Here is a 25,876-nt window from a genome sequence, read left to right as displayed (position 1 = left end):
CACATGAATCAACCGACATTCGAAGACTGGCAGGCTCGCGCGGCCGTGCTGCGGATCGAAGGGCGCGCGTTCATCGACGGCGACGCGCGCCACGCGCAGACCGGCGCGACCTTCGCCTGCGTGAGCCCGATCGACGGTGGCGTGCTTGCGCACGTGGCCGATTGCGGCGCCGACGACGTCGACCTCGCGGTGGCGGCCGCGCGCCGCGCGTTCGATGCGCGGAGCTGGGCCGGCATGAACCCGCGCGCCCGCAAGGCGGTGCTGCAGCGCTGGGCCGCGCTGATGCGCGAGCATCTCGACGAACTTGCGCTGCTCGAGACACTCGACACCGGCAAGCCGATCGCCGATACCACGGCGATCGACGTGCCGGCCGCCGCGCATTGCGTCGACTGGTATGCGGAAGCGATCGACAAGGTCGGCGGCGAAGTCGCGCCGGTCGACCCTCATCTGGTCGGGCTCGTCACGCGCGAGCCGATCGGCGTCGTCGCGGCCGTGGTGCCGTGGAATTTTCCGCTGCTGATGGCCGCGTGGAAATTCGCGCCGGCGCTCGCGGCCGGCAACAGCGTCGTGCTCAAGCCGTCCGAGAAATCGCCGCTCACCGCGATCCGCGTTGCGCAGCTCGCGTGCGACGCCGGCGTGCCGCCCGGCGTGTTCAGCGTCGTGCCGGGCGGCGCGGAGCCGGGCAGGGTGCTCGCGCTGCATCGCGACGTCGACTGCATCGCGTTGACGGGGTCGACGCGCACGGGGCAGCAGATCATGGCGTGCGCCGCGCAGTCGAACCTGAAGCGCGTGTGGCTGGAGCTCGGCGGCAAGTCGCCGAACATCGTGCTGCGCGATTGCCCCGATCTCGACCGCGCCGCGCAGGCCGCCGCCGACGCGATCTTCTTCAACATGGGCGAAGTGTGCACGGCCGGCTCGCGCCTGCTCGTGCATCGCGACATCAAGGATGCATTCGTCGCGAAGCTGGTCGATGCGTCGCGACGTTTCGCGCCGGGGCATCCGCTCGATCCGTCGGTGACGATGGGGGCGATCGTCGATCGCATGCAGCTCGACCGCGTGATGGGGTATATCGGCGCCGGGCGCGACGAAGGCAAGCTCGTCACGGGCGGCGCGCGCGTGCGCGAGGACACCGGCGGGTTCTATGTCGAGCCGACGGTGTTCGAGGTGAAGCCCGATGCGAAGATCGCGCGCGAGGAGATTTTCGGGCCGGTACTGTCGGTGATCGTGTTCGACGATGTCGACGAGGCCGTGCGGATCGCCAACGACACCGAGTATGGACTGGCCGCGGCTGTCTGGTCGGCCGACGTCTCGACCGCGCATGCGGTGGCGCGGCGGCTGCGCGCGGGCACCGTGTGGGTCAACTGCTACGGCGACGGCAGCGACGACCTGAACTTCCCGTTCGGCGGCTACAAGCAGTCGGGCAACGGTCGCGACAAGTCGCTGCATGCGCTCGACAAGTACACCGAGCTGAAATCGACGATCGTGCGGCTGTAGCCAAGGGCGGCGCGGTACGCTTGCGGCATGCCGCGCCATCCGGTACGCAGATCAGTGTCGATCGTCGCCGCATACGAACAGCCGCGGCTGCGCGGCATTCAACGCGTCGTCCGCCTCCGGCTGCCACGGAAAGATCCCGTTGCGGTCGGGCCACATCAGCTGGACACACGGGAAGTCGTCGTTGCCGTAGAACCAGCGGTTCCAGCCGAGATGGGCTTCGTAATGGGCTTGCTCGACCGGCATGAGGAGCGCGTTTGCGTTGGCGTAGACGGATGCGGTGACTTCGCCGACCGGGGGCGGCGTGCCGGCCGCGACCATCCGGTAGACGTCCCACAGCACGTCGTGGACGATGCGCGCCGGCAACGAGAACACGATGATTTCCGGAAAACCGTGGTTGACCCACAGCCCGGTCGTGAACGAGAACCCCGGAGCGCCCCCTTCCGCGAACACTTCCGTGCGGAACCACCCGTGCTGGCGAATCTGGTTCACGAATCGCTGCTCGGCTTCGTCGAGCACCGAATCGGGCGCGTCGAGCGCAGTGGCGATATCCGGTCGCGTGGTCATGGGAACTCCCGAGATCTTTGTGGAGCGACAGGGAGCCGGGCGATAGCGTCCGGCCGGTGGGCAAGCGATCGCGGCCGAATCCGCCGCCGATCGCTGCGCCGCCATGTTGCCACAGCGGTTCCGGCTACTGCTCCGCGCCTTCCGCGTCGGCCGTTTCACCGAGGAACCCGCCGCTCTGGTGCGCCCACAGCCCCGCATAGATGCCGCCGGCCTGCAGCAGCTGCTGGTGCGTCCCTTCCTCGACGATGCGCCCTTCGTCGAGCACGATCAGCCGGTCCATTGCCGCGATCGTCGACAGCCGGTGCGCGATCGCGATCACCGTCTTGCCGCTCATCAGGCCGTCGAGGCTGCGCTGGATCGCGACTTCGACTTCGGAATCGAGCGCGCTGGTCGCTTCGTCGAGCACGAGGATCGGCGCATCCTTGAGCATCACGCGCGCGATCGCGACGCGCTGCCGCTGGCCGCCGGACAGCTTCACGCCGCGCTCGCCGACCTCGACGTCGTAGCCGCTGCGGCCGTGGCGGTCGCGCAGCCGGTCGATGAACTCGGACGCTTCCGCGCGCACGGCCGCGTCGTGCATCTCGCGCTCGGTCGCGTCGGGGCGCCCGTACAGCAGGTTCTCGCGCATCGTCCGGTGCAGCAGCGACGTATCCTGCGTGACCATCCCGATCGCGCTGCGCAGGCTGTCCTGCGTCACGTGCGCGATGTCCTGCCCGTCGATCCGGATCGCGCCGCCGCCCACGTCGTAGAAACGCAGCAGCAGGTTCACGAGCGTCGACTTGCCGGCGCCCGAGCGGCCGATCAGGCCGATCCGCTCGCCGGGCCGGATCGTCAGGTTCAACCCGTCGAACACGGCACGGTCGTTGTCCTCGTGCACGAACTGCACGTTGTCGAACACGATCCCGCCGCGCTGCACCGCAAGCGCCTTCGCATCGGGCGCGTCGACCACGCTGCGCACCTTCGTCAGCGTATTGATGCCGTCCTGGATCGTGCCGACGTTCTCGAACAGCTCGGTCATCTCCCACATGATCCAGTGCGAATAGCTCGACAGGCGCAGCGCCATCGCGATCACCGCCGCGACGACGCCCGCGCTCACCTCGCCATGCATCCACAGAACCAGCGCGAGGCCGGTCGAGCCGACCAGCAGCAGCGTCGACAGCAGGTGGTTGACGACCTCGAACGCGCTGACGAGCCGCATCTGCGCGTCGCCGGTCGCCTTGAACGCTTCCATCGCACGGCGCGCGTGGTCGGCTTCGCGCCGCGTGTGCGAGAACAGCTTCACGGTCGTGATGTTCGAGTACGCGTCGGTGATGCGGCCCGTCATCAGCGCGCGCGCATCGGCCTGGCGGCTGCCGACGGCACCGAGGCGCGGCACGAAAAACGCACACGCCAGCCCGTAGCCGAGCGCCCACAGCGCGAGCGGGATCATCAGCCGCCAGTCGAAGCTGGCCGCGAGCGCGAGGATGCCGATCAGGTACGCGGCGACGCCGATCACGACGTCGACCGACATGAACAGCGCATCGCGCACCGCGAGCGCGGTCTGCATGATCTTGGTCGTCACGCGGCCCGCGAATTCGTTCGCGTAGAACGACAGGCTCTGGTCGAGCATCAGCCGGTGAAACAGCCAGCGCAGCCGCATCGGGAAGTTGATCGCGAGCACCTGGTGCTTGACCATCGTATGCAGCGCGATCAGCAGCGTACTGCCGGCGAGGATCGCCGCGAAACCGGCGAGCGTGCCGAAGTGCCGGCCGCCGAATTCGGCCGGCGTCGCGGACGCGAGCCAGTCGACCACGCGGCCCATCATCGCGAACAGCGCGGCTTCGTACGCGGCCAGCGCGGCCGACGTCAGCGCGATCAGCAGGATCCAGCTGCGCGCGCCTTTCGTGCACGCCCAGACGAACGAGAAGAATCCCCGCGGCGGCGTGGCGGGATCTTCGAGCGGGAAAGTCGGCAGGCGCCGTTCAAACCACGAAAACATTGAAACCTCTCCTTGATGCGGCCACGCCGACCGGCGCGGCCCGTATTGCCCGTTTCATGCGCGACGCCCTTCGCGGCGCCGCCGTGTTGCACACGTGTTCACTGCGCGCGGATCCACGCCTCGATCGGGCCGAGCGTGCCCGGTGCATACGCATCGCGCCCGAGCGCCGTGTACAGCCACTGCTTCCACGTCGGCCAGTCGGACTCGAGCTGGTAGTCGAACCAGCCGGCGCGCAGCAGCGCATGCGTCGCATCGGGCACGACCACCACGCGCCGGTCGGGCCGGTTCGCGAACGCATGCGTGTACGTGTTCGCCTCGTCGACCGGATCGACATTGCGGTCCTGCGCGCCCCACACGGCCAGCACGGGCCCCTGCATGGTCGCGAGCGCCTGTGACGCGTCTTCCAGGTAGTTGCGTGCGATGAAGCCGAAGCGGCGCGGCTCGATGTCGGGGCGGCGGCGCGGATCGGCCGGCACGTCCGCCTGGCCGAAGATCGCGTCGTTGTCGCGTCGCTCGGCGGCCAGTGTCGCATCGATTCGATCCGGCTGCAGGCCGGTTGCCTGGAGCTGCTGCCGCGTCAGGTAGGTGCCTTGCCGGCGCCAGCTGACGGCCCCGCCGACGATCACCGAGAACGCGGGCCGCACCGCATTCGCGACGCGCGGAATCACCCAGCCGCCTTGCGAGAAGCCGAGCAGGCCGATCTTGTGCGCAGGACCGGCGGCGGCGCGCACGCGCGCCATCGCGGCGATCGTTTCGTTCGCGCGGTCGTGCATCGATTGCGCGAGCCAGTCGCCGCTGCTGCGGCCGGTGCCCTGCTTGTCCCATGCGAACACGCCGATGCCGGCGTCGAGCAGGCTGTTCACGAGCGGCAGCATCGCGTCGTCGGAGAAGCGCGTACGCGGCCCGTCGCCGTGGACGAGCAGCACGATCGGCGCATCGGGCGCGTGGGCCGGCAGCGCGAGCGTGCCGACGAGGTCGGCGTCGCCGGCGCGGAATGCGAGCGTAGAAATTTCCGCGCCCTTCAGCTCGAAATCGGACAGGCCGCGCAACACGATTGCACCCACTGCGGCCAGCAGGAGCAGGGCGAGCGCGATGCCGGCAATGACGATTCGTTTCAAGCGGCCCTCGGAGCGATGGTGCGAGCGGAGGTCGCAGGCGGCACGGACACGATGCCTTGACGCCTGCAGGACTTCGCCACGATAATAGATCGACTAATCAGTCTAATAAAGATTCGAGTGAACGTCTAGCACGGAGTTCCTGTTGAGAAAGATCGACCCTGAAAGAGTGGAAGCGAAGCGGCGCCAGATCCTGGACGCCGCGATCGACTGTTTTGCGCGCGACGGCTTCCATGCGACGTCCACCGCCGCGATCTGCAAGGCGGCCGGCATGAGCCCCGGCAACCTGTTCCACTATTTCCCGACGAAGGCGGCGATCATCGAGGCGGTCGCGCAGGAGGACCAGCGCGAGATGGCCGAACTGTTCGCGCGGTATGCGGACGCCGACAATGCGCTGACCGCGATCGAGGAGATCGCGCTGGCATTGATGGAATTGTCGAGCGATCCGGTCTATGCGCGCATCAGCGTCGAGACCGCGGCGGAGGCGACGCGCAATCCGGACGTCGCCGCGCTGTTCGCGGCGAACGAGGCGCAGGTGAAAGGGCGGATGGTCGCGCTGATCAAGCGCGGTGTCGCGCAAGGGAAGATCGACGGCAGCCTGAAGCCCGATCTCGTCGCAACGTGGCTGCTCGCGCTCGCGGAAGGCGCGGTCGGGCGCGTCGTGTTCGAGCCGGGGTTCAAGCCGCGCGCGCACCGGGCGATGCTGCGGACGATCATTCAGCGGATGCTGAAGCCGCAGTAAGTGTGGCGGGGCCGGCTTGACGCACGTCGGGTTCGGGCGCTATCCGAACCCGGCGCGCGCGTTGGGCGGCCTTTAGCCGGTGAGCGCGGGCGGGACGCCTGGCAGGGCATAGATCGTGCCCTTAAAAAATCCCTTGACTCTCTATCTATGAGTAGATAAAGTTCGATCCATGGAAACGAAACCGACCGTCCGCGAACAGATTCTCGACCACGCGATCACGCTGATGATGCTGCGCGGTTACAACGGTTTCAGCTATCGAGACCTGTCCGACCTGGTGGGCGTGAAGACGTCGAGCATCCACTACTACTTCCCGTCGAAGGACGACCTCGTGCTGGAAGCGGTGTCGGTTTATAGCGACGACGTCCTCTCGGCCATGCGGGCGATCGATCCGGCGCTGCCGGCCGACGTGAAGCTGAGCCTGTACACGAAGATGTTCGGCCGCACGCTCGGCGACGGCAACATGATCTGCCTGTGCGGGATGCTGGCGGCCGATATCGAATCGTTGCCGGAGAACGTGCGGCAGGCCGTGCAGGCGTTCTTCAAGGCCAACGAGAGCTGGCTCGCGGAATTGCTGGCGCAGGGCGCGAAGGAAGGCACGCTGCAGTTCAGCGGCAAGCCCGAAACGGCCGCGCGCACGTTGTATGCGGCGTTCCAGGGCAGCGTGCTGGCCAGCCGGCTGTTTCACACGCGGGCGCGCCTCGAGGATGTCGAGGCGGTCTGGAAAACGCGGTCCTGACGGGCGGCGCAAGCAGTCAGGCGGTTCGCCGCCTTTTGTTGGGTCTTGTTGTCTATCTGGGAGTAGATAGATTTTTTGGGCAGGTGGATCAAGCACCTGCATTTTTTGGGGATGTTTATCTATCTATGAGTAGATAAATAAACGCGACGCCGGCTGCCGGGCAGCCGGCAAGCGGTCCCGGGTTGGAAGGCTGTTTCACTCACTGATTGAAAAAGGAGTCTGTCATGTCGATCGAAAAAGTGCTGTACCGCGCCCATGCAAAAGCCACCGGCGGCCGTGACGGCCGTGCGACGGTGCCCGACAGCGGCCTCGACCTGAAGCTGACCACGCCGCGCGAGCTCGGCGGCGCGGGCGGTGCAGGCGCGAACCCCGAGCAACTGTTCGCCGCCGGCTACAGCGCGTGCTTCATCGGCGCGATGAAGTTCGTCGCGGCCCGCGACAAGATTGCGATGCCCGCGGACGCCGCGATCGAAGGCAGCGTCGGCATCGGCGCGATCCCGAACGGCTTCGGCATCGAAGTCGAACTGAAGATCTCGCTGCCGGGCCTCGACCGCGATACCGCGCAGACGCTGGTCGAGCGTGCGCACCTCGTGTGCCCGTATTCGAACGCGACGCGCGGCAACATCGACGTCACGCTCACGCTCGTCTGATCGTACGCATTCCAAATCATCCATCGTCACATTGTCATTCACAGGTTGAGCCAAGGAGTTACACCATGAAGATCGTCAAGCCGCTGCTGATCGCTGCCGCCGTCGCCACCGCACTGTCCGCCGCGCCCACCGTGTTCGCCGCGGGCGCCGGCGCCGAAGCCGTGCGGCCCGATGCGACGACGAGCGCCTTCCTCGCCGCGCTGAACGGCCAGAAGGGCCCGGGCCTCGAAACGCTGAGTCCCGCGAAGGCGCGGCAGGTGCTGGTCGATGCGCAGAACGGTACGAAGGTCGACCTGTCGGGTATCGACGTGTCGAACCGCACGATCGAACAGGACGGCGTGTCCGTGCCGGTCACGATCGTCCGCCCGCAAGGCGCGACGGGCACGCTGCCGGTGTTCATGTTCATTCACGGCGGCGGCTGGGTGCTCGGCGATTTCCCGACGCACGAACGTCTCGTGCGCGACCTCGTCGTGCAATCGGGGGCCGTCGCGGTGTTCGTGAACTACACGCCGTCGCCGGAAGCGCATTACCCGGTCGCGATCAACCAGGCGTATGCGGCGACGAAGTGGGTGGCCGCGCACGGCGCGGAGATCGGTGTCGACGGCAGTCGCCTCGCGGTGGTCGGCAACAGCGTCGGCGGGAACATGGCGGCCGTGGTGGCGCTGATGGCGAAGGACAAGGGCGGCCCCGCGATCCGCTTCCAGGGGCTGATGTGGCCGGTGACGGACCACAACTTCAACACGGGCTCGTACAACGCGTATCAGCAAGGTCACTTCCTGACGCGGCCGATGATGAAGTGGTTCTGGGACGCCTATACGAAGAACGAAGCGCAACGCAACGAGATCTACGCGTCGCCGCTGCGCGCGAGCACCGCGCAGCTGAAGGGCCTGCCGCCCGCGCTGATCCAGGTCGCGCAGTTCGACGTGCTGCGTGACGAAGGCGAAGCGTACGGCCGCAAGCTCGACGCGGCCGGCGTCGACGCGACGACCACGCGCTACGACGGCACCATCCACGATTTCGGCCTGCTGAACGCACTGGCCGCGGATGCGCCGACGAAGGCCGCGACGAAGGCGATGGCGAATGAAATCGCGACGCGGTTGAAGTAAGCGACCGTTCACGCGCGCGCCGCGCTCGAGGCGGTGCGCGTGCGAAGACACGGCGGCGGGCACATGCCCGCCGTTTTTGCGTGCAGCCGGCGGGCGGGATGCGAAAGCGACGCAGCGCGCCGGCGACTATCCCGCGCTCGTCCGGGACCGCTGTCCGGGTGGCTGCGCATGCAGCAGGCGTGCGATCGCCGCGCGCAGCTTGTCGCTCGGCACCGGCTTGTGCAGCAGCACGAACCCGCCGTGCTTCAGCCGGCCGGGCCGCCGCGCGGTCGTGTCGCCCGTGATCAGCATCGCGGGAATCGCGCTGTTGTACTCGTCGCGAAGCCGCGCGATCGCACCGATCCCGTTCTGGTCGCCATGCAGGTGCAGGTCGCAGATCAGCAGGGTCGGCCGGACGTCGCACGATGCCAGGCACGCGATCGCGTCATCGACCGACGCGGCCGTGACGACCTGGTAGCCCCAGCGCTCGAGCAGCATCGACATGCCGACGCGAATCGCGCTTTCGTCGTCGATCACGACCACGAGGTGTGCAGCGGCAGTCGCCTCGTCGACGGCGATCTCGTCGGCGGTGGCGCTCGGCGGCACGGCCGTGTCCAGCCGCGCCAGCTGCAGTTCGAAGCACGAGCCCCGCCCGGGCTCGGAGCGCAGCGTCAGCGGACAGTCGAGCAGCCCCGCGAGGCGCCGCACGATCGCCAGTCCGAGGCCGACGCCCCGTTCGGGTTCGTCGCCGCGATGGCGCAACTGGTAGTAGTCGTCGAATACGCGCGCCTGCTGGTCGGACGGAATGCCGCGCCCGGTGTCGATGAATTGCAGGCGCACATGCCGGCGCGTGCGCCTGCAGCCGACGACGATGCGTCCGGCGTCGGTATAGCGCACCGCATTCGACAGCAGGTTGCGGGCGATGCGCTCGATCAGCACCGGATCGGAATCGACGATCGCGGTGCTGCGCACGTACGACAGCGACAGGCCTTTGCCATGCGCGTCGGCGGCGACCTCGCGGCACACGCGCTCGAGCACCGCGCCGATCGCGAATGGCCGGCGATGGACGGGCACGACGCCTGCGTCGAGCCGCGAGATGTCGAGGATCGCGGTGAACAGCGCATCCATGGCGTTGACGGACTGGTCGATGCGATCGACGAGCAGCGTGCCGTCGGCCGGCATCGGGACGTGCCGCAACGCGCCGACGAACAGGCTCAACGCGTGGACGGGCTGGCGCAGGTCGTGGCTCGCCGCGGCGAGAAAGCTCGACTTGACGTGCACGGCCTCGGTCGCGAGATCCTTTTGCCGCCGGAAGTTCTCGGCCAGCTGCGCGGCGCGCTGGCGTTCGCGCTCGGCAATCCGCTGCGCGCGCATCAGTTGCAATTGCATCTCGATCTGGTCGCGGAATTCCTCGACGAGCCGGATGTAGCGCTCCGAATACGCATTCTCCTTGCAGTCGAGCAAGCAGATCGTGCCGAATGGCGTGTTGTCGGGCCAGCGGATCGGCAGGCCGAGATACGAGACCATGTTGACGCGCAGGTCCGGGTTGTTGCGCCACTGCGCCGATTGCCGCGCATCCGGCACGACCAGCGTATCGCCGCTCGCAATGACCGCCTCGCAGTAGAGTCCCGAGCCGTGCAGTTCGGCCGATTCGCCCGGATAGAACGGATTGCCGGTGTTGCGGCTCGCCACCAGCACCTGGATGTCGCGGCCGACGTTGCGCATGATCAGCCCGGCCGGCACGCCGACGATTTCCGCCATCAGGTCGACGAGGCGTTGCCAGCGCGCGATCACGTCGGCGGCGAGGTCGAACGACGCATCGTGCTCGTCCGGCGCTTCGGGCGGTTCGTCGACGCGCGTCATGCGCAGGCTCCTCGAGCGGGCGGAAGGGATGAGAAAAATCTAGGCGATTCGCGCCGGCATGGCAATGCCGGGACGCGCGCACCGGCATCCGGTCAGATGAGGCCGGCCTTTCTGCCGGCCGCCGCTGCCTGGGTGCGGTTGATCACGTTCAACGTCTTGAAGATCGCGGTGATGTGCGCCTTGATGGTCTTTTCGGACAGGCCCAGCTTGTCGGCGATGACCTTGTTCGGTACGCCTTCCGCGAGATAGCGCAGCACTTCGATCTGGCGTTGCGTCAGCATCGAACCGCGTGCTGCAGCGGCGCCGTCCTGATGCTGCAGCGCGGGGTCGTCGAGCACGAGCGGCGGGACGTAACGCTCGCCGTTGAGTGCGATCCGGATGGCGGACAGCAGCGTGCGGGGGCTCGCGGACTTCGGCACGTAACCCATCGCGCCCTGCGCGAACGCGCTGCGCACGGCACCGGGATCCTCGGACGACGACAGCACGATGACGGGGAGCCCCGGGCGCATCGTCGCGAAGACGGCGAGCGCATCGAGGCCGTCCATGCCCTGCAGCTTCAGGTCGAGCACGATGGCGTCGAGGTCGGCGTGCTCGTCGAGCAGCCGCACCGCGTCATCGGCGCTGCTCGCCTGGACGACGACGGTGTCGTCGTCACCCTGACGCAGCAGCATCTCCACGCCATCCCGCAGGATCGCGTGATCGTCGACGATCAGAATTTTCATGAGGACGCTTGAATATGTGAATCCGGAAGCGGACCGCTACGAACGAACCGGATTGTACAAGACGAAAGTCTTAATACTAAAGTCGCGTTTGTCCCGCATCTGTCTTGCGTCTAACGTCGCATTTACATTCAGCGGAATATCGCCGAGACTCAATCACGACAGTTCGCAATGCAGGCGAATGCGGGCGCGCCATTCGATGCGCCGCCGGCATCGCGGCGATGCGAGCGACGAAGCAGGCGGCCGCCTCGGGACTGAACGACGGCGCGATGCACGCACACGATGCGCGTCGTTCGGCAGCAGTGAATGTCTGTTATCCACGCCGAACGGAAAAAATAACGGTTCGTAACAACCGGATGACCGGCACGCGTTTTGACGGCGAATCATTGATCCTGATCGCGCATGAATCGAGGTGAACGATGAAGGTTGCCAACGACAGTGATGCAATGTGGGAACTGAACATGTCGTATCTGTGGCTTGCGCAGCGACTGCTGCAGTCGGATCGCGCAACCGGCATGTTCCGCCTGGGTGTGACCGCCGACGTCGCCGCCGCGCTGGCCGCGCTGTCGATGAAGCACATGAACGAGCTCGCGTCTGCGGGGCAATTGATCTGCGCGTTGCGGCCGGGCCGGTACGGCGTGCTGTCGGCGCTGACCCGCGCGACGCCGCCGGTCGATCTCGTGCGCGTGCATACCGCGATGGTGCTGGCCGGCCTTGCGCTACCCGACGAGGAAACATCGTGAACGGCCGGGCAGCGCGGCACGGCCTCGCGGACGATGCGCAACTGACGATGCACGCGGCGGCGCTGATCCGGCTCGGCGCGCGGCTGCAGATGCTGGAGATCGAGTGCGGGTTGCCGCGCGACCGCCTCGTGCGCCTGTATCGCGAAGTGCGTGGCGTGGCCGCGCCGAAGGGGTTGCTGCCGTCGTCGATCGACTGGTACATGACGTGGTTCGCCAACCTTCATGCATCGCTGTTCCACAGCATCTACCGCTTCCTGCGCAACCAGGCGGGCTGCCCGCGACTCGAGGCGCTCGTCAAGGCCTATACGCTGTACGCCGAACAGGGCGATGCCGCGTGCTGCGCGTTGCCGCTGGACCTGACACGCGCGTGGATGCTGGTGCGCTTCGTCGACGCCGGCGCGCTCGACATCGCCCGATGCCGGGATTGCAGCGCGGCGTTCATCACCTACCGCTACGCGCTGCGCCGGCATCCCGTGTGCGTCGCGTGCCGCTTGCCGGCGCGTGCCGGCAAGCGCGCGGCCGGTACGCCGCCGCGCGTGGCGCCCGGTACGCGTCATACGCGACGGCAGGACCCACATGCCGCCGTCGCGTCCTGTCGCGGCAGCGGAAGCGCCGCAGACGAATCATCGGGAGAATGGTGTGCAGTCTAGCGGGGCAAGGGCGGCCGCGGCAGGGCCCGCGCGGCCCGCGACGCATGGCGCCGGCCGGCACGTCGCGTCGGCCGGGGCGGCGCGCTCGCCCGATGGCGAAGGCGGCGCGCCTCCTTCGCGCAACGGGCCGGTATCGTGAACCTGCGCGGCCTCTCGATCCGGCAGCGGATGCGTGCCGGCTTCGTGCTCGTCGCGATGCTGACGGCGGTCGCGTGCGGCACGAATCTGTGGGAAAGCTATCGGCAGTACCGGCAGGGAATTCTCGATCTGCGCGATTTCGCGCTGGTCGAGTGCGTGATGATCGCGTCGAACCGGATCTCGGCCGAACGCTGGCCGGCCAACCGGGTGCTGGCGCTGCGGCGGCGCGATTCGGCCATGGAAGCGCAGGCCCTGCGCGAGGCGCGTGCGCACACGGATCGGGCGCTCGATGGGCTGCGGCACGACCTCGCGCGGGCGGCGGCGCCCGGTGCGTCCGAGCGCGGGGCCGCGTTGCACGCACTCGAGTCGATTCGCGCCGAGCTGGCCGGCGCGCGCGGCGAAGTCGACGCGCTCGCCGCGCGGCCCGCGGCGGCGCGTGCGACGTGGCAGGTGCAGGCCGCGCAGGACCGCATGTTCGCAGCCGCCGACGATCTGGCGGCGCTGACCAGCGGCGTGATGGCGGGTACGGCGATGCGCCATCCGGACACGGCCGGCGCGCTGGTCCTCGCGCGCCTGCTGGGCGACCTGCGTGAATACACGGGCCGGCTCGGCTCGCTGTTCGTCGCGCCGCTGGTCAGGAGCGAGGCGCTCGACAACGATCGGCTTGCGCGCATCCTGCAGATGCGCGGGCGCATCGTGCAGCTCCGCGCACTGATCGCCGGCGCGTTCGCACCGCCGCTCGACGACGCGATGCTGTCGAACGACCTGGTGCGGTTGAACGACACGATGGACGGCAGCTTCCTGCCGCTCGTCGCCGCGACGCTCCGCGCGGGCCGCACGGGCGCGTATGCGATGAACGCCGAGGATTTCTCGTCGCGGGTCATGCGGGACCTCGAAGCATCGGAGCGGTTGCGCGACCACGTGCTCGACCTCACGCGTGCGCGTGCGGTCGAGCTGCGCGATGCGGCGCGCGTCAGGATGGCGGTGTCGGCCGCCGAGGCCGCCTGCTGCATCGCGATCCTGTTCCTGCTCGTGCGCGGCACGCAGCGGACGCTGTCGAAGCCGCTCGATGCGCTGAGCCGGCGCATCGTCGCGTTGAGCGAGGGCGACGTATCGCCGATCGTCCGGATTCCGGGCACGAGCCCCGAGATCGTGCACGTGAACGACGCACTGGACGCGCTGCGCGGCGCCTACGTCCATCGCACGTTGCTCGAGCGGCAGCGCAACGACATGCTGACGCTGTTCTCGCACGACATGCGCGCACCGCTCACCTCGGTCATCGTGCTCGTGAACGCGCCTGCCGCCTGCCCGCCCGACTGCACGGTGCGCGAGCGCCTTCACGAGATCGACGGGCTGGCGCGTCATACGCTGGCGATGGCGGACGGCTTCGCGCAGGTGTCGCGGGCGGAGGCGGGCGAGTACGCGTCGGAACTCGTCAACGTGGCCGACCTGATGAATCAGGCGCGCGACGAAATCTGGCTGCGCGCGCGGGACAAGCACATCGCAATCGACGACGTACCGTCGTGCGACGACGCGCTCGTGCGCGGCGATCCGGCGCTGCTGTCGCGTGCGCTGGTCAATCTGCTGGGGAACGCGGTCGACTACAGCGCGGCGCATACCCGCATCGAGTGCAGCGTCGAACTGGCCGACGGCGGCGCGTCGGTGAGCTGCGTGATTCGCGATCGCGGCTACGGGATCGCGGCCGAGGATCAGGCGCGCCTGTTCGAGCGTTACCGGCGCTTTCGCCTGCAAGGGCAGCCCGACACGAAGGGCGTGGGGCTCGGCATGGCGTTCGCCAAGGCGGTCGTGGACCGGCACCGCGGCGAGATCAGCGTGCGCAGCGCCCCGTGGCAGGGCACGACCGTGACGCTCACGCTGCCCGTGGCCGGCGCATCGGGCAACGCGCACGACCCGGGCCGGACGGTGTCGGCCGAGCCTGCGCTGGGGTGACGCGTGGCGGCGGGAGGCCGCATGCCGTGCAGCCGGTGGTGTCTTCCCGCAACCGCACTCGGCGATGTCCGATATCGTGCGAAGTTGGTACGATCGCCCGTATCGTTCACGCCGGCGCCGCAAGCCGCCGGCCATCGGTCGCGCGGCCGCCCGGCGGCGCGGCTCCGTTCGGGAGAAGCGGTTCATGCTGCAGGCGTTCGCGGTCTTGCTGACCTTCCAGTGTCTCGGGGAAGGCGTGTCCTACCTGTTCGGCCTGCCGGTGCCGGGCCCCGTGATCGGCATGCTGCTGCTGTTCGGCTTCGTGATGCTGCGCCCGCAGGTGGCCGATGCGATCGAGCCGACCGCGCTCGAGCTGCTGCGCCACCTGTCGCTGCTGTTCGTGCCGGCCGGCGTCGGCATCATGGTGTCGGCCGACCGCGTGCGCGGCGATGCGGTCGCGGTCGTCGTCGCGCTGGCCGTCAGCACCACGCTCGCGATCGCGGTGACCGCGCTCGTCACGCGTGCGCTGCTGCGGCGCCAGCGGCGCGCGGGCGGCGCGGCGGAGGGCACGCGATGACGGCCTTCCCGAAGCTCGGCGCGATCTGGGTCTATCTCGCCGCGACGCCGCTGCTGGGCCTGACCATCACGCTGATCGCGTACCTGTTCGCGCAGGCCGTCTATGCGCGGGCGCGCTTCAACCCGCTCGCGAACCCGGTGCTGATCGCGGTCGCGCTGATCGTCGTGCTGCTGACGATCACCCATACGCCGTATCCGACGTATTTCGAAGGCGCGCAGTTCGTCCACTTCCTGCTCGGCCCCGCGACCGTCGCGCTCGCGCTGCCGATGTACCGCCAGTGGTCGAAGCTGCGTCGCGCCGCGGTGCCGCTGCTGGTCGGCCTGCTCGCGGGTTCGCTGACCGCGATCGTGTCGGCGGTCGGCATCGCGGCGCTGTTCGGCGCGTCGCACCAGACGATCGCGTCGCTCGCACCGAAATCGGCGACGACGCCGATCGCGATGGCCGTCGCGGCCGAGATCGGCGGGATTCCGTCGCTCACCGCCGTGCTCGTGATCTCGACCGGGATTTTCGGGGCCGTGTGCGCACGCGGGATCCTCAACGTGCTGCGCGTCGACGAACCGGCCGTGCGCGGCTTCGCGCTCGGCGTCGCGTCGCACGGGATCGGCACCGCGCGCGCATTCCAGGTCAGCGAGGAGGCCGGCGCGTTCGCCGGGCTCGGGATGGGGCTGAACGGCGTGCTGACGGCCTTCGTCGTGCCGATCCTGCTGCCGGTGCTGTCGCGCTGGGTCTGAGCGCCGGCCGGGCCGGGCGAGGCCGGGTTATCGGTTTCCCTGATGGCGCGGGCGACGCGCCGAAACGACGGCGCATGCGGTACGCACCTATCGTGGCCGTTATCAGGAGAATTCAGGAACGCACACGGACAACGGAATACTGATCGGCTAACGTTGCATCGGCGCCGATGTCGCAAGCGGTCGTGTGCGCGCCGGTGTTCGACCCACAACCAACAATCGACAAGGAGATCCGGCCATGAAGAAGTCTCGCGTGGTTTCGGTGGCAGTAGCAGTAACGGCGTCGTTCGGTCTGCTGTTGACCGCCGCGCCGGCGGCATACGCGCAGGATCCGGCGTCCGCGCCGACGCAGAAGCAGCTCGACAAGGCGCAGAAGAAGGCGGCCCGCAAGGCCGCCCGGGCGCGGCACGCGTCGGACCTGAAGGCGATCGGCACGGGTAGCGGCTACCGGTTGACCAACGACCAGAGCAACTATCCGCAAAACGCCGCAGCGAAGGCGCCTGCGAAGAAGGCAGCACCGGCCGCGCCGGCGTCGGGCCAGTAACGGCCGGGCGTCGGGCACAGCGCAAACGGCGCCGGATCGACCGGCGCCGTTTGCGCGTGTGCGAGGCCGACCGAACGGCCGGGCCGCCGCGTTACGACGCGAGCTTGCTCGCGATTTCCGCGACGTGCTTGCCCTGGTAGCGCGCGATGTCGAGCTCGTTCGCGCTCGGCTGGCGGCTGCCGTCCGCGCCGGCGAGCGTGGTCGCGCCGTACGGCGTGCCGCCGGTGATTTCGTTCATGTTGACGAGGCCGCTGCATGCATACGGCACGCCCACGATCACCATCCCGTGGTGCAGCAGCGTCGAGTGGAACGACGTGATCGTCGTTTCCTGGCCGCCGTGCTGCGTGCCGGTCGACGCGAACACGCTGCCGATCTTGCCGACGAGCGCGCCCTTCATCCACAGGCCGCCGGTCTGGTCGAGGAACGTGCGCATCTGGCCGGCCATGTTGCCGAAGCGGGTCGGCGTGCCGAAGATGATCGCATCGTAGTCGGCGAGTTCGTCCACCGTCGCGACCGGGGCAGCCTGGTCGACCTTCACGCCGATCGCCCGGGCCTGGTCGGCGGGGATCGTTTCCGGCACGCGCTTGAGCGTGACCTCGACACCCGCCACCGATTGCGCGCCTTCCGCGATGTGCTGCGCCATCGTTTCGACGTGCCCGTAGGACGAGTAGTAAAGAACGAGTACCTTGGCCATGTTGCGAATCTCCGATTAAAAGGGCCCCGCGTTCAGCGGGGCCCGGTTTCCCGAACGGGCGTCATGCCCACTCGGCCGTTACTTCGACCGGACGCAGGTCGAACACCAGCACTTCGGCATCCTTCCCGTCGGCGATCGTCAGCGCCTGTTCGTCGCGGATGCGCACGCCGTCGCCTTCGCCGAGCGTCACACCGTTGACCGTCACGCTGCCGCGTGCCACGTGCACGTAGGCAAAGCGGTTCGGCGCCAGTTCCAGCGTGGCACGCTCATCGCCATCGAACAGGCCGGCGTAGATCCGCGTGTCCTGCCGGATCTTCAGCGAACCGGCGTCGCCGGTCGGCGATACGACGAGCGCGAGCTTGCCGCGCTTGTCGCCGGCCGTGACGTTCGTCTGCTGATAACGCGGCTCGGCACCCTTTTCGGACGGCCCGACCCAGATCTGCAGGAAGTGGACCGGCACCTCCGGCGAGTGGTTGAACTCGCTGTGGCGCACGCCGGTGCCGGCGCTCATCAACTGCACGTCGCCCGGCACGATCACCGAACCGGTGCCCATCGAGTCCTTGTGTTCCAGCGCGCCGTCGAGCACGTACGACAGGATCTCCATGTCGCGGTGCGGGTGCGTGCCGAAGCCGCGGCCCGGCGCGACGCGGTCGTCGTTGATCACGAGCAGGTCGGAGAAGCCGACTTGCTTCGGATCGTAGTAATTCGCGAACGAAAACGTATGACGGGAGCTGAGCCAGCCATGCTCCGCACGGCCACGTTGGTTTGCTGCACGGATTTCGATCATGATTTTTGTTCCTCAAGACGCCGGACCTCGGAAGTGGGCCCGGCCGTTCGTTGAGATGAATCTTAGGTCAATCGATTTGACAAATAAATGGCTGTAGAGATAATGACTGTCGCTATGGAGTGGACAATATGGAACTCAACGATCTCAGGATCTTCGTCGCGACGGTCGATGCGGGCAGCTTCACGGCGGCGGCCGACCAGCTGATGCTGTCCAAGCAGTTCGTCAGCCGGCGCACGATGGCGCTGGAGGCGTCGCTCGGCGTGCGGCTGTTGCACCGGAACACGCGCAACCTCGCGGTGACCGAATCGGGGCAGGAGTTTTATGCGCGTGCGCAGCGGATCCTCGCGGAGATCGCCGACGCCGAGCAGGCGATGTCGGTGCGCAGCACCGAGCTGCACGGGTCGCTGAAGATCAGCGCGCCGCTGTCGTTCGGGATCACGCACGTGTCGCCGCTGATCGCCGAATTCCTGTCCGCGCACCCGGCGGTGCGGCTGAACCTCGACCTGACCGACCGGCGGGTCGACCTGATCGGCGAGGGCTTCGATCTCGTGCTGCGGATCGGCTCGCTCGAGGATTCGACGCTGATCGCGCGCCCGCTCGGCGCGTGGCGGATGGTCGCGTGCGCGAGCCCCGCCTACCTGAAGCGGCAGGGCACGCCGCAGACGCCGGCCGATCTCGCCGGCCATACGTGCGTGCTGTACGGGCGCGAGCGGCGCATCGGCTGGGAATTCCGCGTCGACGGCGCGGCGCGCACGTTCGACGTACAGGGGCCGCTCGTCGCGAACAACGGCGAAGTGGTGCGCGACGCGGCAATCGCGGGGCTCGGCATCGCGCTGCTGCCGGATTTCATCGTCGGCGGGGCGCTCGACAGCGGCGCGCTCGTGCCGGTGCTCGACGCGTATGCGCCGTCCCCGATCACGCTCAATGCGGTGTTTCCGCAGCATCGGGAAGGGTTCGTCACGCTGCGCACGTTCATCGGGTTTCTCGCGGAGCGCCTCGCGGAGGCTGCGCCGGCGGTGAAGGGCGGCGCGGGCCGGGCGCGGTAGCGGGCCGGTTTGCGGGGAATGACGGTGTTATTCTCCGCATGATTTGCGGAGAATATTGAGTCATGCGGTGAATCGGTGGGATAATCTCCGCATCATGAGCGGAGATTACACCTACATCTGGGAGTCGGCCGACTGGCCTGCGTGGCGCTTCGACCTCCCTGCACTGGCGACGCCACTCGCCGACGTCAGCCGTGCGCAAGGCATGCTGGCCGGGCGGCTGGCGGATGTCGGCCTGGCGCTGCGCGACGAGGCGAGCCTGGCCGCGCTGACCGAGGACGTCGTCAAGACCAGCGCGATCGAGGGCGAAAGCCTGAACGTCGCATCGGTGCGGTCGTCGATCGCGCGCCGGCTCGGGGTCGATATCGGCGCGCTGGCGCCGGTCGATCGTCACGTCGAGGGCGTGGTCGACATGGTGCTGGACGCGACGACACATGCGGCGGTGCCGGTCACGGACGCCCGTCTGTTCGGGTGGCACGCGGCGCTGTTCCCGACCGGCTACTCGGGGATGTCGCGGATCACGGTCGGCGGCTGGCGCACCGATGCCACCGGGCCGATGCAGGTCGTGTCCGGGCCGATCGGCCGGCAGCGCGTGCATTTCGAGGCGCCGCCCGCCACACGCGTCGCCGGCGAGATCGCGCGCTTTCTCGCGTGGCTCAATGCCGCGCCGGTCGAGCCGTTGCTGATCCGGGCCGGCCTGGCCCACCTGTGGTTCGTCACGCTCCATCCGTTCGACGACGGCAACGGCCGGATTGCGCGGGCGCTCGGGGATCTGCTCCTCGCGCGCGCCGACCGCAGTCCGCAGCGCTTCTATAGCCTGTCGGCGCAAATCCAGCGCGAGCGCAACGCGTATTACGACGTGCTGGAGCGTACGCAGCGCGGCTCGCTCGACGTCACGGAATGGCTCGCGTGGTTCCTGACCGCGCTCGGCAGGGCCATCGATCACGCACACACGACGCTCGACGCGGTGCTGATCAAGGCACGCTTCTGGCAACGCTGTGCCGGTTTCGCGATGAACGAACGCCAGATCAAGGTCATGAATCGCCTGCTCGACGGTTTCGAGGGGAAGCTGACGACCACCAAGTGGGCGGCGCTCGCGAAGTGTTCGCAAGACACCGCGCTGCGGGACATCACGGAGCTCGTCGAACACGGCGTGCTGCGCCGCTCGTCGTCCGGCGGCCGGAGCACGAGCTACGAGCTGGCGCCGGTCGACGGCTGACGCCGGCCCGGGGCGTGCCCGCGAGCGTTGGCCGAGGCGGAGCGAAGCCGCGTTGCCGCACCGATCGCTTCCGCATCGACCGGCCTGCGGCCCGCACCGATCCGCAGGCCGCTAGCCGCTGGCCCAAGCGATTGCCCGCGTCTGGCACTATCCCGCGCCTTTTTGTCTTCGAATACTGGATTCGACGGCGGATGTCGTCCACGCGACATCCGCCGCCACCGGTACGACCCTTCCGTACGAACCCGCTTTCGAGGAGACGCGCATGCTCAGGTACCTGATCGGCATCGGTATTCCGTATCTCGGCGTGATCGGCGTGCTGCCCTGGGTGGCCGCGCAGGACCGCTACGTGCTGGGCGTGCCGTTCATCTTCATGTGGATCTTCGCGTGGTTCGTGCTCACGTCCGGCTGCCTGTTCGCGTGCTGGATGCTGTTCGACCGCCGCGCGGGCGGCACCGCGTAGCGCGCATTCGCTGTCCCGCGGAGCGCCGGCCGCCCGCATGCTTTCCGGCGAACCCTACGCATTCCTTTCCTTCGCAGAGGTGCGCATGTCCACGGTCGTCTTCGCCGCGCTGATCGCGCTGTCGCTCTATCTCGCCATTCGATCCGGCCGCGGCAAGCAGAGCGTGCATGACTTCTTCGTCGCGTCGCGCCAGTTCGGCACGGCGCTCGTGTTCTTCCTGACCGCCGGCGAGATCTACAGCATCGGCACGATGGTCGGCTTCCCCGGCGGCATCTACGCGAAAGGGCCGACCTACGGCGTGTGGTTCCTCGGCTACATCCTGCTCGCCTACCCGATCGGCTATTTTGTCGGCCCGAAGATCTGGGAGGCCGGCAAGCGTCACAACGCGATCACGCTGCCCGACCTGTTCAAGGGCCACTACCGCAGCCGCGGGCTCGAGCTGGTCGTTGCGTGCGCATCGATCCTGTTCCTCATCCCGTGGGGGCAACTGCAGTTCACCGGGCTCGTCGCGGCGCTGAAGGGGCTCGGCTGGCATGTCGAGCCGCTGTACCTGATCTTCGTGTGCGCGGCGCTCGCGTTCACCTATATCGCGATCTCCGGCGTGCGCGCGTCGGCGTACATCGCGATCCTGAAGGACATCCTGATGCTGCTCGCGATCGTCGTGACGGGCGTGGCCGTCGCGTGGCAGGTGGGCGGCGTGCATCCGGTGTTCGACGCCGCGAGCCGGCAGGTCAGCAACACGATGAGCGGATCGCAGCTGCGCTTCTCGATGAGCACGATGCTGTTCCAGTCGCTCGGCTTCTACCTGATGCCGTTCGCCGCGCAGAATTTCTTCACCGCGCGCGGGCCGAACGCGATCCGGCGCACGCAGGTCGTGATGCCGCTGTACATGCTGATGTATCCGTTCCTCGTGATCGCGTCGTACTACGCGATCACCGCGAACCTGAAGCTCGCGTCGCCGAACGACGCGTTCTTCGCCGCCGTCACGCACCTGCTGCCCGGCTGGCTGATCGGCCTCGTCGCGGCCGGCGCCGCGCTGTCGGGGCTGCTCGTGCTGGCCGGCATCTGTCTCGCGATCGGGCCGATCGTCACGCGCAACCTGATGCCGAACCTGCCCGAGTCGCGCCAGAAGCGTGCGGCGAAATACGTGATCGTCGGCTACCTGCTGCTGTCGATCGCGACCACGATGCTCACGCCGAACCTGATGCTCACGCTGATCAACACCACCTACTACGGCGTCACGCAGTTCCTGCCGGGCGTGCTGATCCTGCTCGCGGGGCGCCAGGTGCGGCCCGTCGCGGTCGGGGCCGGGATGATCTGCGGCCAGGTGCTCGCGATGATCTTCTACGTGTTCCATATCGACTTCGGCGGCATCAACCTCGGCCTCGTGTGCCTCGTCGTCAACGTGCTCGTCGTCGCGGCCGTGCATGCGATGCTGCACGGCCGTCCCGTGAAGCAATACGCCGTATCCTGAGCCATCGGCGTTCCGCCGCAAGGAGAACCGCATCCCATGCAAGCATCCGCAATCCCGGCCGCGCCCGTGACGGTGTTCGCGGCGCGCCGCATCCTGACGATGAACCCGGCGCAGCCGTCGGCCACGCACGTCGCCGTGCGCGACGGCCGCATCCTCGCGGTCGGCGATGCCGCCGACGCCGCCACGTGGCACGCGCGGTTCGGCGCGTGCACGACCGACGACACGCTGCGCGACAAGGTGCTGATGCCGGGGCTCGTCGAAGGGCATTGCCACCTGATGGAAGGCGCGATGTGGGACGCCGCGTACGTCGGCTACTACGACCGGCGCGGCCCCGACGGCACACTGTGGCCGGGGCTGCGCTCGCTCGACGCGGTGCTCGAACGGCTTGCCGAAGCCGAGCGGGCGATGACCGACGACGGGCCGCTGCTCGCGTGGGGCTTCGACCCGATCTTCTTCGGCACGACGCGGCTGACGACGCGCGAGCTCGACCGCGTGTCGTCGCAGCGACCGATCGCGATCCTGCATGCGAGCGTGCACCTGATGAACGTGAACGGCGCGATGCTCGCACGCGCGGGCATCGACGAGGACACCGACATCGACGGCGTGACGCGCGATGCCGACGGCCGCCCGACCGGCGAGCTGCAGGAGTTCGCGGCGATGCTGCCGGTGTATCAGACGATCGGCGGAAAGCTCGCGATTTCCGCGAGCGAGAAGCCGCACGCCATCTGGAATTTCGGGCGCGTCGCGCAGCTCGCGGGCGTGACGACGGCCACCGATCTCGTCAACGACCTGTCGGCCGACGGCAACCGCACACTGCATGACGTGACCGCCGATCCCGATTACCCGGTGCGGATCGTGCCGGCGTTCGCGCCGCAGCGCAATCCGGCGCGCTCGGCCGACAGCGTGCTCGCGGAGATCGAGCGCAATACCGACAAGCTGCATTTCGGGCCCGTGAAGTTCATCGTCGACGGCTCGATCCAGGGCTTCACCGCGCGCGTGCGCTGGCCCGGCTACGTGGGCGGGCAGCCGAACGGGCTGTGGCTGATTCCGCCCGCGCAACTCGTCGACGTGTTCGAACCGTTCCATCGCGCGGGGCTGCAACTGCACGTGCATACCAACGGCGACGAAGCGACCGACGTCGTGCTCGACGCGATGGTGACGTTGCTCGCGCGCCATCCGCGCCCCGAACATCGCCATACGCTCCAGCATTGCCAGATGGCGGACGTCGCGCAGTTGAAGCGCATCCGCGCGCTCGGGATGTGCGTGAACTTCTTCGCGAATCATCTGTACTACTGGGGCGATGCGCATTACAGCCAGACTATCGGCCCCGATCGCGCGAACCGGATGGACGCGGCCGGCTCCGCGCAGCGGCTCGGCATTCCGTTCGCGCTGCATTCGGATGCGCCGATCACGCCGCTGAATCCGCTGTTCACCGCATGGTGCGCGGTGCAGCGCGAGACGGCGTCCGGGCGCGTGCTCGGCGAAGGCGAGCGGCTTTCAGTTGACGACGCGCTGCATGCGATCACGCTCGGCGCGGCCTATACGTTGCGGATGGATCATCTCGTCGGCAGCATCGAGATCGGCAAGTTCGCGGATTTCGCGGTGCTCGACGACGACCCGTCAGTCTGCGCACCCGCCCGCCTGAAGGAACTCGCCGTGTGGGGCACCGTGCTCGGCGGGCGCGTGTTCCGGTCGCCGCGATGAGTACGCCGGCCGAGGCCGTCATGCCTGCCGCGGCTGCGCGCGCGCCGATCGACCTCGCGGTGATCGGCGGCTATCTCGGCGCCGGCAAGACGACGGTCGTCAACGCGATCCTGCAGGCGCCGCACGGCCGGCGCATCGCGGTGCTCGTCAACGATTTCGGCGCGGTGAACATCGATGCGCGTCTGGTGCGGGCGCGTGGCGACGACGTGATCGAACTCGACAACGGCTGCATCTGCTGCACGATCGGCGGCGCGCTCGTCGATGCGCTGACGCGTGTCGCGACCCGCGACGTGCGCCCCGAACTGCTGCTCGTCGAAGCGAGCGGCGTGGCCGATCCCGCGAAGATCGCGCAGATCGGATTGCTGAACGGTGCCTTCCGGCTGACGTCGGTGCTCGTCGTCGCCGACGCGCTCGCATGGCGCGACACGCTCGCCGATCCGCTCGTCGGCGCGATGGCGCAGCGCCAGCTCGACGGCGCGGGCGCGATCGTCGTGACCAAGCTTGACTGCGTTGATCCGGATCGGCGCGACGCGGTGCTCGACGACGTGCGCGCGTGTGCGCCGACCGATATCGTCGTCGCCGCGCGGCATGGCGAGATTCCGCTCGCGCTGCTGTTCGATGCGGCGGTGCCCGATCGTGGCGCGATGCCGGCGGGTTTCGCGCGTTCGCGCCGGCCGATCGGACATGAAGCGATGCCGGCGTTCGCGAGCGTCACCGTCGCGGTGCCTGAGGTGCTCGACAAGGCGCGGCTGCGTGCGTGGCTGAAGGCGTTGCCGCGCACGATCCTGCGTGCGAAGGGCATCGTGCGCGTGGCCGACGCGGAGGGCGCGATTGCGACGCGCGTCTGCCAGGTCGCCGCGCGGCGCATCCGGTTCTCGTCGATGGAAGACGAAGGGCTGGCCGCGCACGAAGGTGACGGCGTGATGGTGTTCATCGGGTTCATCGATGCCGCCGTCGAAGCCGCATTGCGTGACGGCATCGTGCAATGCAGCGTGACCACTGGAACGGTTGCACTGACATCGACCATCGATTGATCGGCGCCGCGCATTCGGGTTAGGCTTCGGCGAGCAACGGCATGCGCCACGTGCCGGGCCGGGCGTTTTTACCTCGAATGCCGCGTGCAGGTAGCTTCTACAGGCGCGCGATCCTGCGACGAGCCAAGCCGATGACCATCCAGAACCGATCGAATCCGCGCGGGCCAACCGCGACTCCCGCCCGTGATGCGTCGCGCACGCATCTGCGATCCATCGTGGCTGCTGCACTGGTGACGTTGCTGCCGGTCGCCGTGAATGCCGCCGGCTTCGACTGCGCGAAGGCCGCCTCGCCCACCGAGAAGGCGATCTGCGCGGACACCACGCTGTCGAAGCTCGACGGCGACCTGGCGACGGCGTGGAAGCAGGCGCTCGCAAAAGGCGGCGATACGGCCGCGCTGAAAGCCGCGCAGCTGAAGTGGCTCAAGCAGCGCGACCGGTGCGGCGGCGACGAACAGTGCCTGGGCGACCGCTACCGCGAACGTCTCGCGAGCCTGAACGGCAAGCCGCTGGCTGCCGACCGCTGGCAGCAGACGTGGTACATGACGAGCGACAACCCGTCGTTCGGCGGCGTGCTGACGTTCACCGGCACGGCGCCGCGCCTGCATTTCGAGCTGGGCGGCAACAACGGCGCGAATACGGGCGGGCTCGACGGCGACATCGTGCTGCACGGCGACAGCGGCACCTACCGCAAGGACAAGTGCCGGCTCGATTTCGAACGGAAGGGCGGACGCATCGGCGTCACGCAACACGGCGCCGATTTCGATTGCGGTGCCGGCGCGGGTGTTGTCTACGCCGGCCAGTATGTGACCGCGTCGCAGTTCCAGGCCAAGCCGGTGGCCGACCTGCTGAGCCTCAAGGTCGTTGACGACGCGACGCAGAACGCGACCGCGCACACGCTGCTCGGCGCCGATTACCAGACGCTCGTCGACAACGTCAATTACAGCGCCGACGAGAAGGATCTCGACGGGCTGAACGCGCACGTGAATTCGTACTGGGTGCGCGGTATCGCGACGACGAATGCGGCGATCGTGATGCGCCGCGGCAACGATTTGTGGATCGGGCTGCTCGTGTTCGACGCGAAGAACGATGTCCGGATGCGCTATTACACGAACGTGCCGGCGTGGAAGAAGCGCGTGCCGAAGACCATCCAGGCGTGGCACGACAATCTCGACAAGACGCTGCCGGTCGACGTGATGCAGTGACGGG

26 protein-coding genes are annotated in these 25,876 nt (G+C 68.2%); 19 read left to right on the top strand and 7 right to left on the bottom strand.

Going from position 1 to position 25,876, the window contains the following annotated elements:
• Positions 1-3 precede the first annotated feature (3 nt).
• Positions 4-1,494: an aldehyde dehydrogenase gene (locus tag BDI24065_RS11365; RefSeq protein ID WP_175031318.1), complete on the top strand. Its 1,491-nt coding sequence runs from the start codon at positions 4-6 to the stop codon at positions 1,492-1,494.
• Between the two features lie 51 nt (positions 1,495-1,545).
• On the opposite strand, the gene BDI24065_RS11360 is transcribed toward BDI24065_RS11365, so the two are convergent.
• The 3 genes from BDI24065_RS11360 to BDI24065_RS11350 all read right to left on the bottom strand — a co-directional run bounded on the left by BDI24065_RS11360 (position 1,546) and on the right by BDI24065_RS11350 (position 5,154).
• Complete coding sequence (locus tag BDI24065_RS11360; protein ID WP_175031317.1) at positions 1,546-2,058, bottom strand: DUF4262 domain-containing protein; 513 nt, start codon at positions 2,056-2,058, stop codon at positions 1,546-1,548.
• Between the two features lie 124 nt (positions 2,059-2,182).
• On the bottom strand, positions 2,183-4,036 hold the full coding sequence (locus BDI24065_RS11355; RefSeq protein ID WP_175031316.1) for an ABC transporter ATP-binding protein: 1,854 nt from the start codon (positions 4,034-4,036) through the stop codon (positions 2,183-2,185).
• 98 nt (positions 4,037-4,134) lie between these two features.
• The gene (locus BDI24065_RS11350) at positions 4,135-5,154 is read right to left on the bottom strand and encodes an alpha/beta hydrolase family protein (protein ID WP_175031315.1); all 1,020 of its coding nucleotides are present in this window, start codon (positions 5,152-5,154) and stop codon (positions 4,135-4,137) included.
• 142 nt (positions 5,155-5,296) lie between these two features.
• Here BDI24065_RS11350 and BDI24065_RS11345 point away from each other — a divergent pair, with 142 nt between their 5' ends.
• The 4 genes from BDI24065_RS11345 (at position 5,297) to BDI24065_RS11330 (ending at position 8,385) form a co-directional block, all read left to right on the top strand.
• Positions 5,297-5,893 (top strand): TetR/AcrR family transcriptional regulator, encoded by a 597-nt coding sequence (locus BDI24065_RS11345; protein WP_175031314.1) that lies wholly within the window; start codon positions 5,297-5,299, stop codon positions 5,891-5,893.
• A gap of 169 nt (positions 5,894-6,062) precedes the next feature.
• The gene (locus tag BDI24065_RS11340) at positions 6,063-6,629 is read left to right on the top strand and encodes a TetR/AcrR family transcriptional regulator (RefSeq protein ID WP_174949751.1); all 567 of its coding nucleotides are present in this window, start codon (positions 6,063-6,065) and stop codon (positions 6,627-6,629) included.
• 224 nt (positions 6,630-6,853) lie between these two features.
• Positions 6,854-7,279, top strand: a complete 426-nt coding sequence (locus BDI24065_RS11335) for an organic hydroperoxide resistance protein (RefSeq protein WP_175031313.1) — start codon at positions 6,854-6,856, stop codon at positions 7,277-7,279.
• A gap of 65 nt (positions 7,280-7,344) precedes the next feature.
• Entirely contained in the window at positions 7,345-8,385 is a 1,041-nt protein-coding gene (locus BDI24065_RS11330) for an alpha/beta hydrolase (RefSeq protein WP_175031312.1), read from the top strand.
• Positions 8,386-8,511: 126 nt separating this feature from the next.
• Here BDI24065_RS11330 and BDI24065_RS11325 read toward each other — a convergent pair whose 3' ends face one another.
• Both BDI24065_RS11325 and BDI24065_RS11320 read right to left on the bottom strand, forming a co-directional pair.
• Positions 8,512-10,227, bottom strand: coding sequence for a hybrid sensor histidine kinase/response regulator (locus tag BDI24065_RS11325; RefSeq protein ID WP_175031311.1), 1,716 nt, complete (start codon positions 10,225-10,227; stop codon positions 8,512-8,514).
• Positions 10,228-10,319: 92 nt separating this feature from the next.
• The gene (locus BDI24065_RS11320) at positions 10,320-10,949 is read right to left on the bottom strand and encodes a response regulator (protein WP_122950163.1); all 630 of its coding nucleotides are present in this window, start codon (positions 10,947-10,949) and stop codon (positions 10,320-10,322) included.
• Between the two features lie 218 nt (positions 10,950-11,167).
• Between BDI24065_RS11320 and BDI24065_RS11315 the strand changes: the two genes are divergently transcribed.
• From BDI24065_RS11315 to BDI24065_RS11285, 7 genes are all read left to right on the top strand, one after another.
• Entirely contained in the window at positions 11,168-11,362 is a 195-nt protein-coding gene (locus BDI24065_RS11315) for a hypothetical protein (protein WP_175031310.1), read from the top strand.
• A 3-nt stretch (positions 11,363-11,365) separates the two neighbouring features.
• Positions 11,366-11,689 (top strand): flagellar transcriptional regulator FlhD, encoded by a 324-nt coding sequence (locus BDI24065_RS11310; RefSeq protein WP_039355302.1) that lies wholly within the window; start codon positions 11,366-11,368, stop codon positions 11,687-11,689.
• On the top strand, positions 11,686-12,339 hold the full coding sequence (locus tag BDI24065_RS11305; RefSeq protein WP_254609732.1) for a FlhC family transcriptional regulator: 654 nt from the start codon (positions 11,686-11,688) through the stop codon (positions 12,337-12,339). Before BDI24065_RS11310 ends, BDI24065_RS11305 begins: the two co-directional genes overlap by 4 nt.
• A 135-nt stretch (positions 12,340-12,474) precedes the next feature.
• Positions 12,475-14,427, top strand: a complete 1,953-nt coding sequence (locus BDI24065_RS11300) for an ATP-binding protein (RefSeq protein ID WP_254609731.1) — start codon at positions 12,475-12,477, stop codon at positions 14,425-14,427.
• A gap of 184 nt (positions 14,428-14,611) precedes the next feature.
• On the top strand, positions 14,612-14,983 hold the full coding sequence (locus BDI24065_RS11295) for a CidA/LrgA family protein (RefSeq protein WP_089429982.1): 372 nt from the start codon (positions 14,612-14,614) through the stop codon (positions 14,981-14,983).
• Positions 14,980-15,714 (top strand): LrgB family protein, encoded by a 735-nt coding sequence (locus BDI24065_RS11290; RefSeq protein WP_175031309.1) that lies wholly within the window; start codon positions 14,980-14,982, stop codon positions 15,712-15,714. The genes BDI24065_RS11295 and BDI24065_RS11290 overlap by 4 nt, the downstream gene beginning before the upstream one ends.
• A gap of 235 nt (positions 15,715-15,949) precedes the next feature.
• Entirely contained in the window at positions 15,950-16,255 is a 306-nt protein-coding gene (locus BDI24065_RS11285; protein WP_175031308.1) for a hypothetical protein, read from the top strand.
• 91 nt (positions 16,256-16,346) lie between these two features.
• On the opposite strand, the gene wrbA is transcribed toward BDI24065_RS11285, so the two are convergent.
• Both wrbA and BDI24065_RS11275 read right to left on the bottom strand, forming a co-directional pair.
• Positions 16,347-16,949, bottom strand: a complete 603-nt coding sequence (wrbA, locus tag BDI24065_RS11280) for an NAD(P)H:quinone oxidoreductase (protein WP_175031307.1) — start codon at positions 16,947-16,949, stop codon at positions 16,347-16,349.
• A 61-nt stretch (positions 16,950-17,010) separates the two neighbouring features.
• Positions 17,011-17,736 carry a pirin family protein gene (locus BDI24065_RS11275; RefSeq protein WP_175031306.1) on the bottom strand — a complete coding sequence of 242 codons (726 nt, stop codon included), beginning with the start codon at positions 17,734-17,736 and terminating at the stop codon, positions 17,011-17,013.
• A gap of 128 nt (positions 17,737-17,864) precedes the next feature.
• Between BDI24065_RS11275 and BDI24065_RS11270 the strand changes: the two genes are divergently transcribed.
• The 7 genes from BDI24065_RS11270 (at position 17,865) to BDI24065_RS11240 (ending at position 25,872) form a co-directional block, all read left to right on the top strand.
• Entirely contained in the window at positions 17,865-18,782 is a 918-nt protein-coding gene (locus BDI24065_RS11270) for a LysR family transcriptional regulator (RefSeq protein WP_175031305.1), read from the top strand.
• A 94-nt stretch (positions 18,783-18,876) separates the two neighbouring features.
• On the top strand, positions 18,877-19,998 hold the full coding sequence (locus BDI24065_RS11265) for a Fic family protein (RefSeq protein ID WP_217481810.1): 1,122 nt from the start codon (positions 18,877-18,879) through the stop codon (positions 19,996-19,998).
• Positions 19,999-20,260: 262 nt separating this feature from the next.
• Positions 20,261-20,458 carry a DUF3311 domain-containing protein gene (locus tag BDI24065_RS11260; protein WP_175031304.1) on the top strand — a complete coding sequence of 66 codons (198 nt, stop codon included), beginning with the start codon at positions 20,261-20,263 and terminating at the stop codon, positions 20,456-20,458.
• Positions 20,459-20,543: 85 nt separating this feature from the next.
• Positions 20,544-21,932 (top strand): sodium:solute symporter family protein, encoded by a 1,389-nt coding sequence (locus BDI24065_RS11255; RefSeq protein WP_175031303.1) that lies wholly within the window; start codon positions 20,544-20,546, stop codon positions 21,930-21,932.
• A gap of 36 nt (positions 21,933-21,968) precedes the next feature.
• Positions 21,969-23,636 (top strand): amidohydrolase, encoded by a 1,668-nt coding sequence (locus tag BDI24065_RS11250; RefSeq protein WP_175031302.1) that lies wholly within the window; start codon positions 21,969-21,971, stop codon positions 23,634-23,636.
• 20 nt (positions 23,637-23,656) lie between these two features.
• Complete coding sequence (locus BDI24065_RS11245) at positions 23,657-24,670, top strand: CobW family GTP-binding protein (protein WP_254609730.1); 1,014 nt, start codon at positions 23,657-23,659, stop codon at positions 24,668-24,670.
• Positions 24,671-24,801: 131 nt separating this feature from the next.
• Complete coding sequence (locus BDI24065_RS11240) at positions 24,802-25,872, top strand: lysozyme inhibitor LprI family protein (RefSeq protein ID WP_175031300.1); 1,071 nt, start codon at positions 24,802-24,804, stop codon at positions 25,870-25,872.
• Positions 25,873-25,876: the final 4 nt, after the last annotated feature.

The organism is Burkholderia lata (genome assembly GCF_902499025.1).
Taxonomy (GTDB): Bacteria; Pseudomonadota; Gammaproteobacteria; order Burkholderiales; family Burkholderiaceae; genus Burkholderia; species Burkholderia lata_C.
The sequence above is the reverse complement of the archived record's forward strand: the minus strand, read 5'-3'. Positions and strand labels throughout refer to the sequence as shown.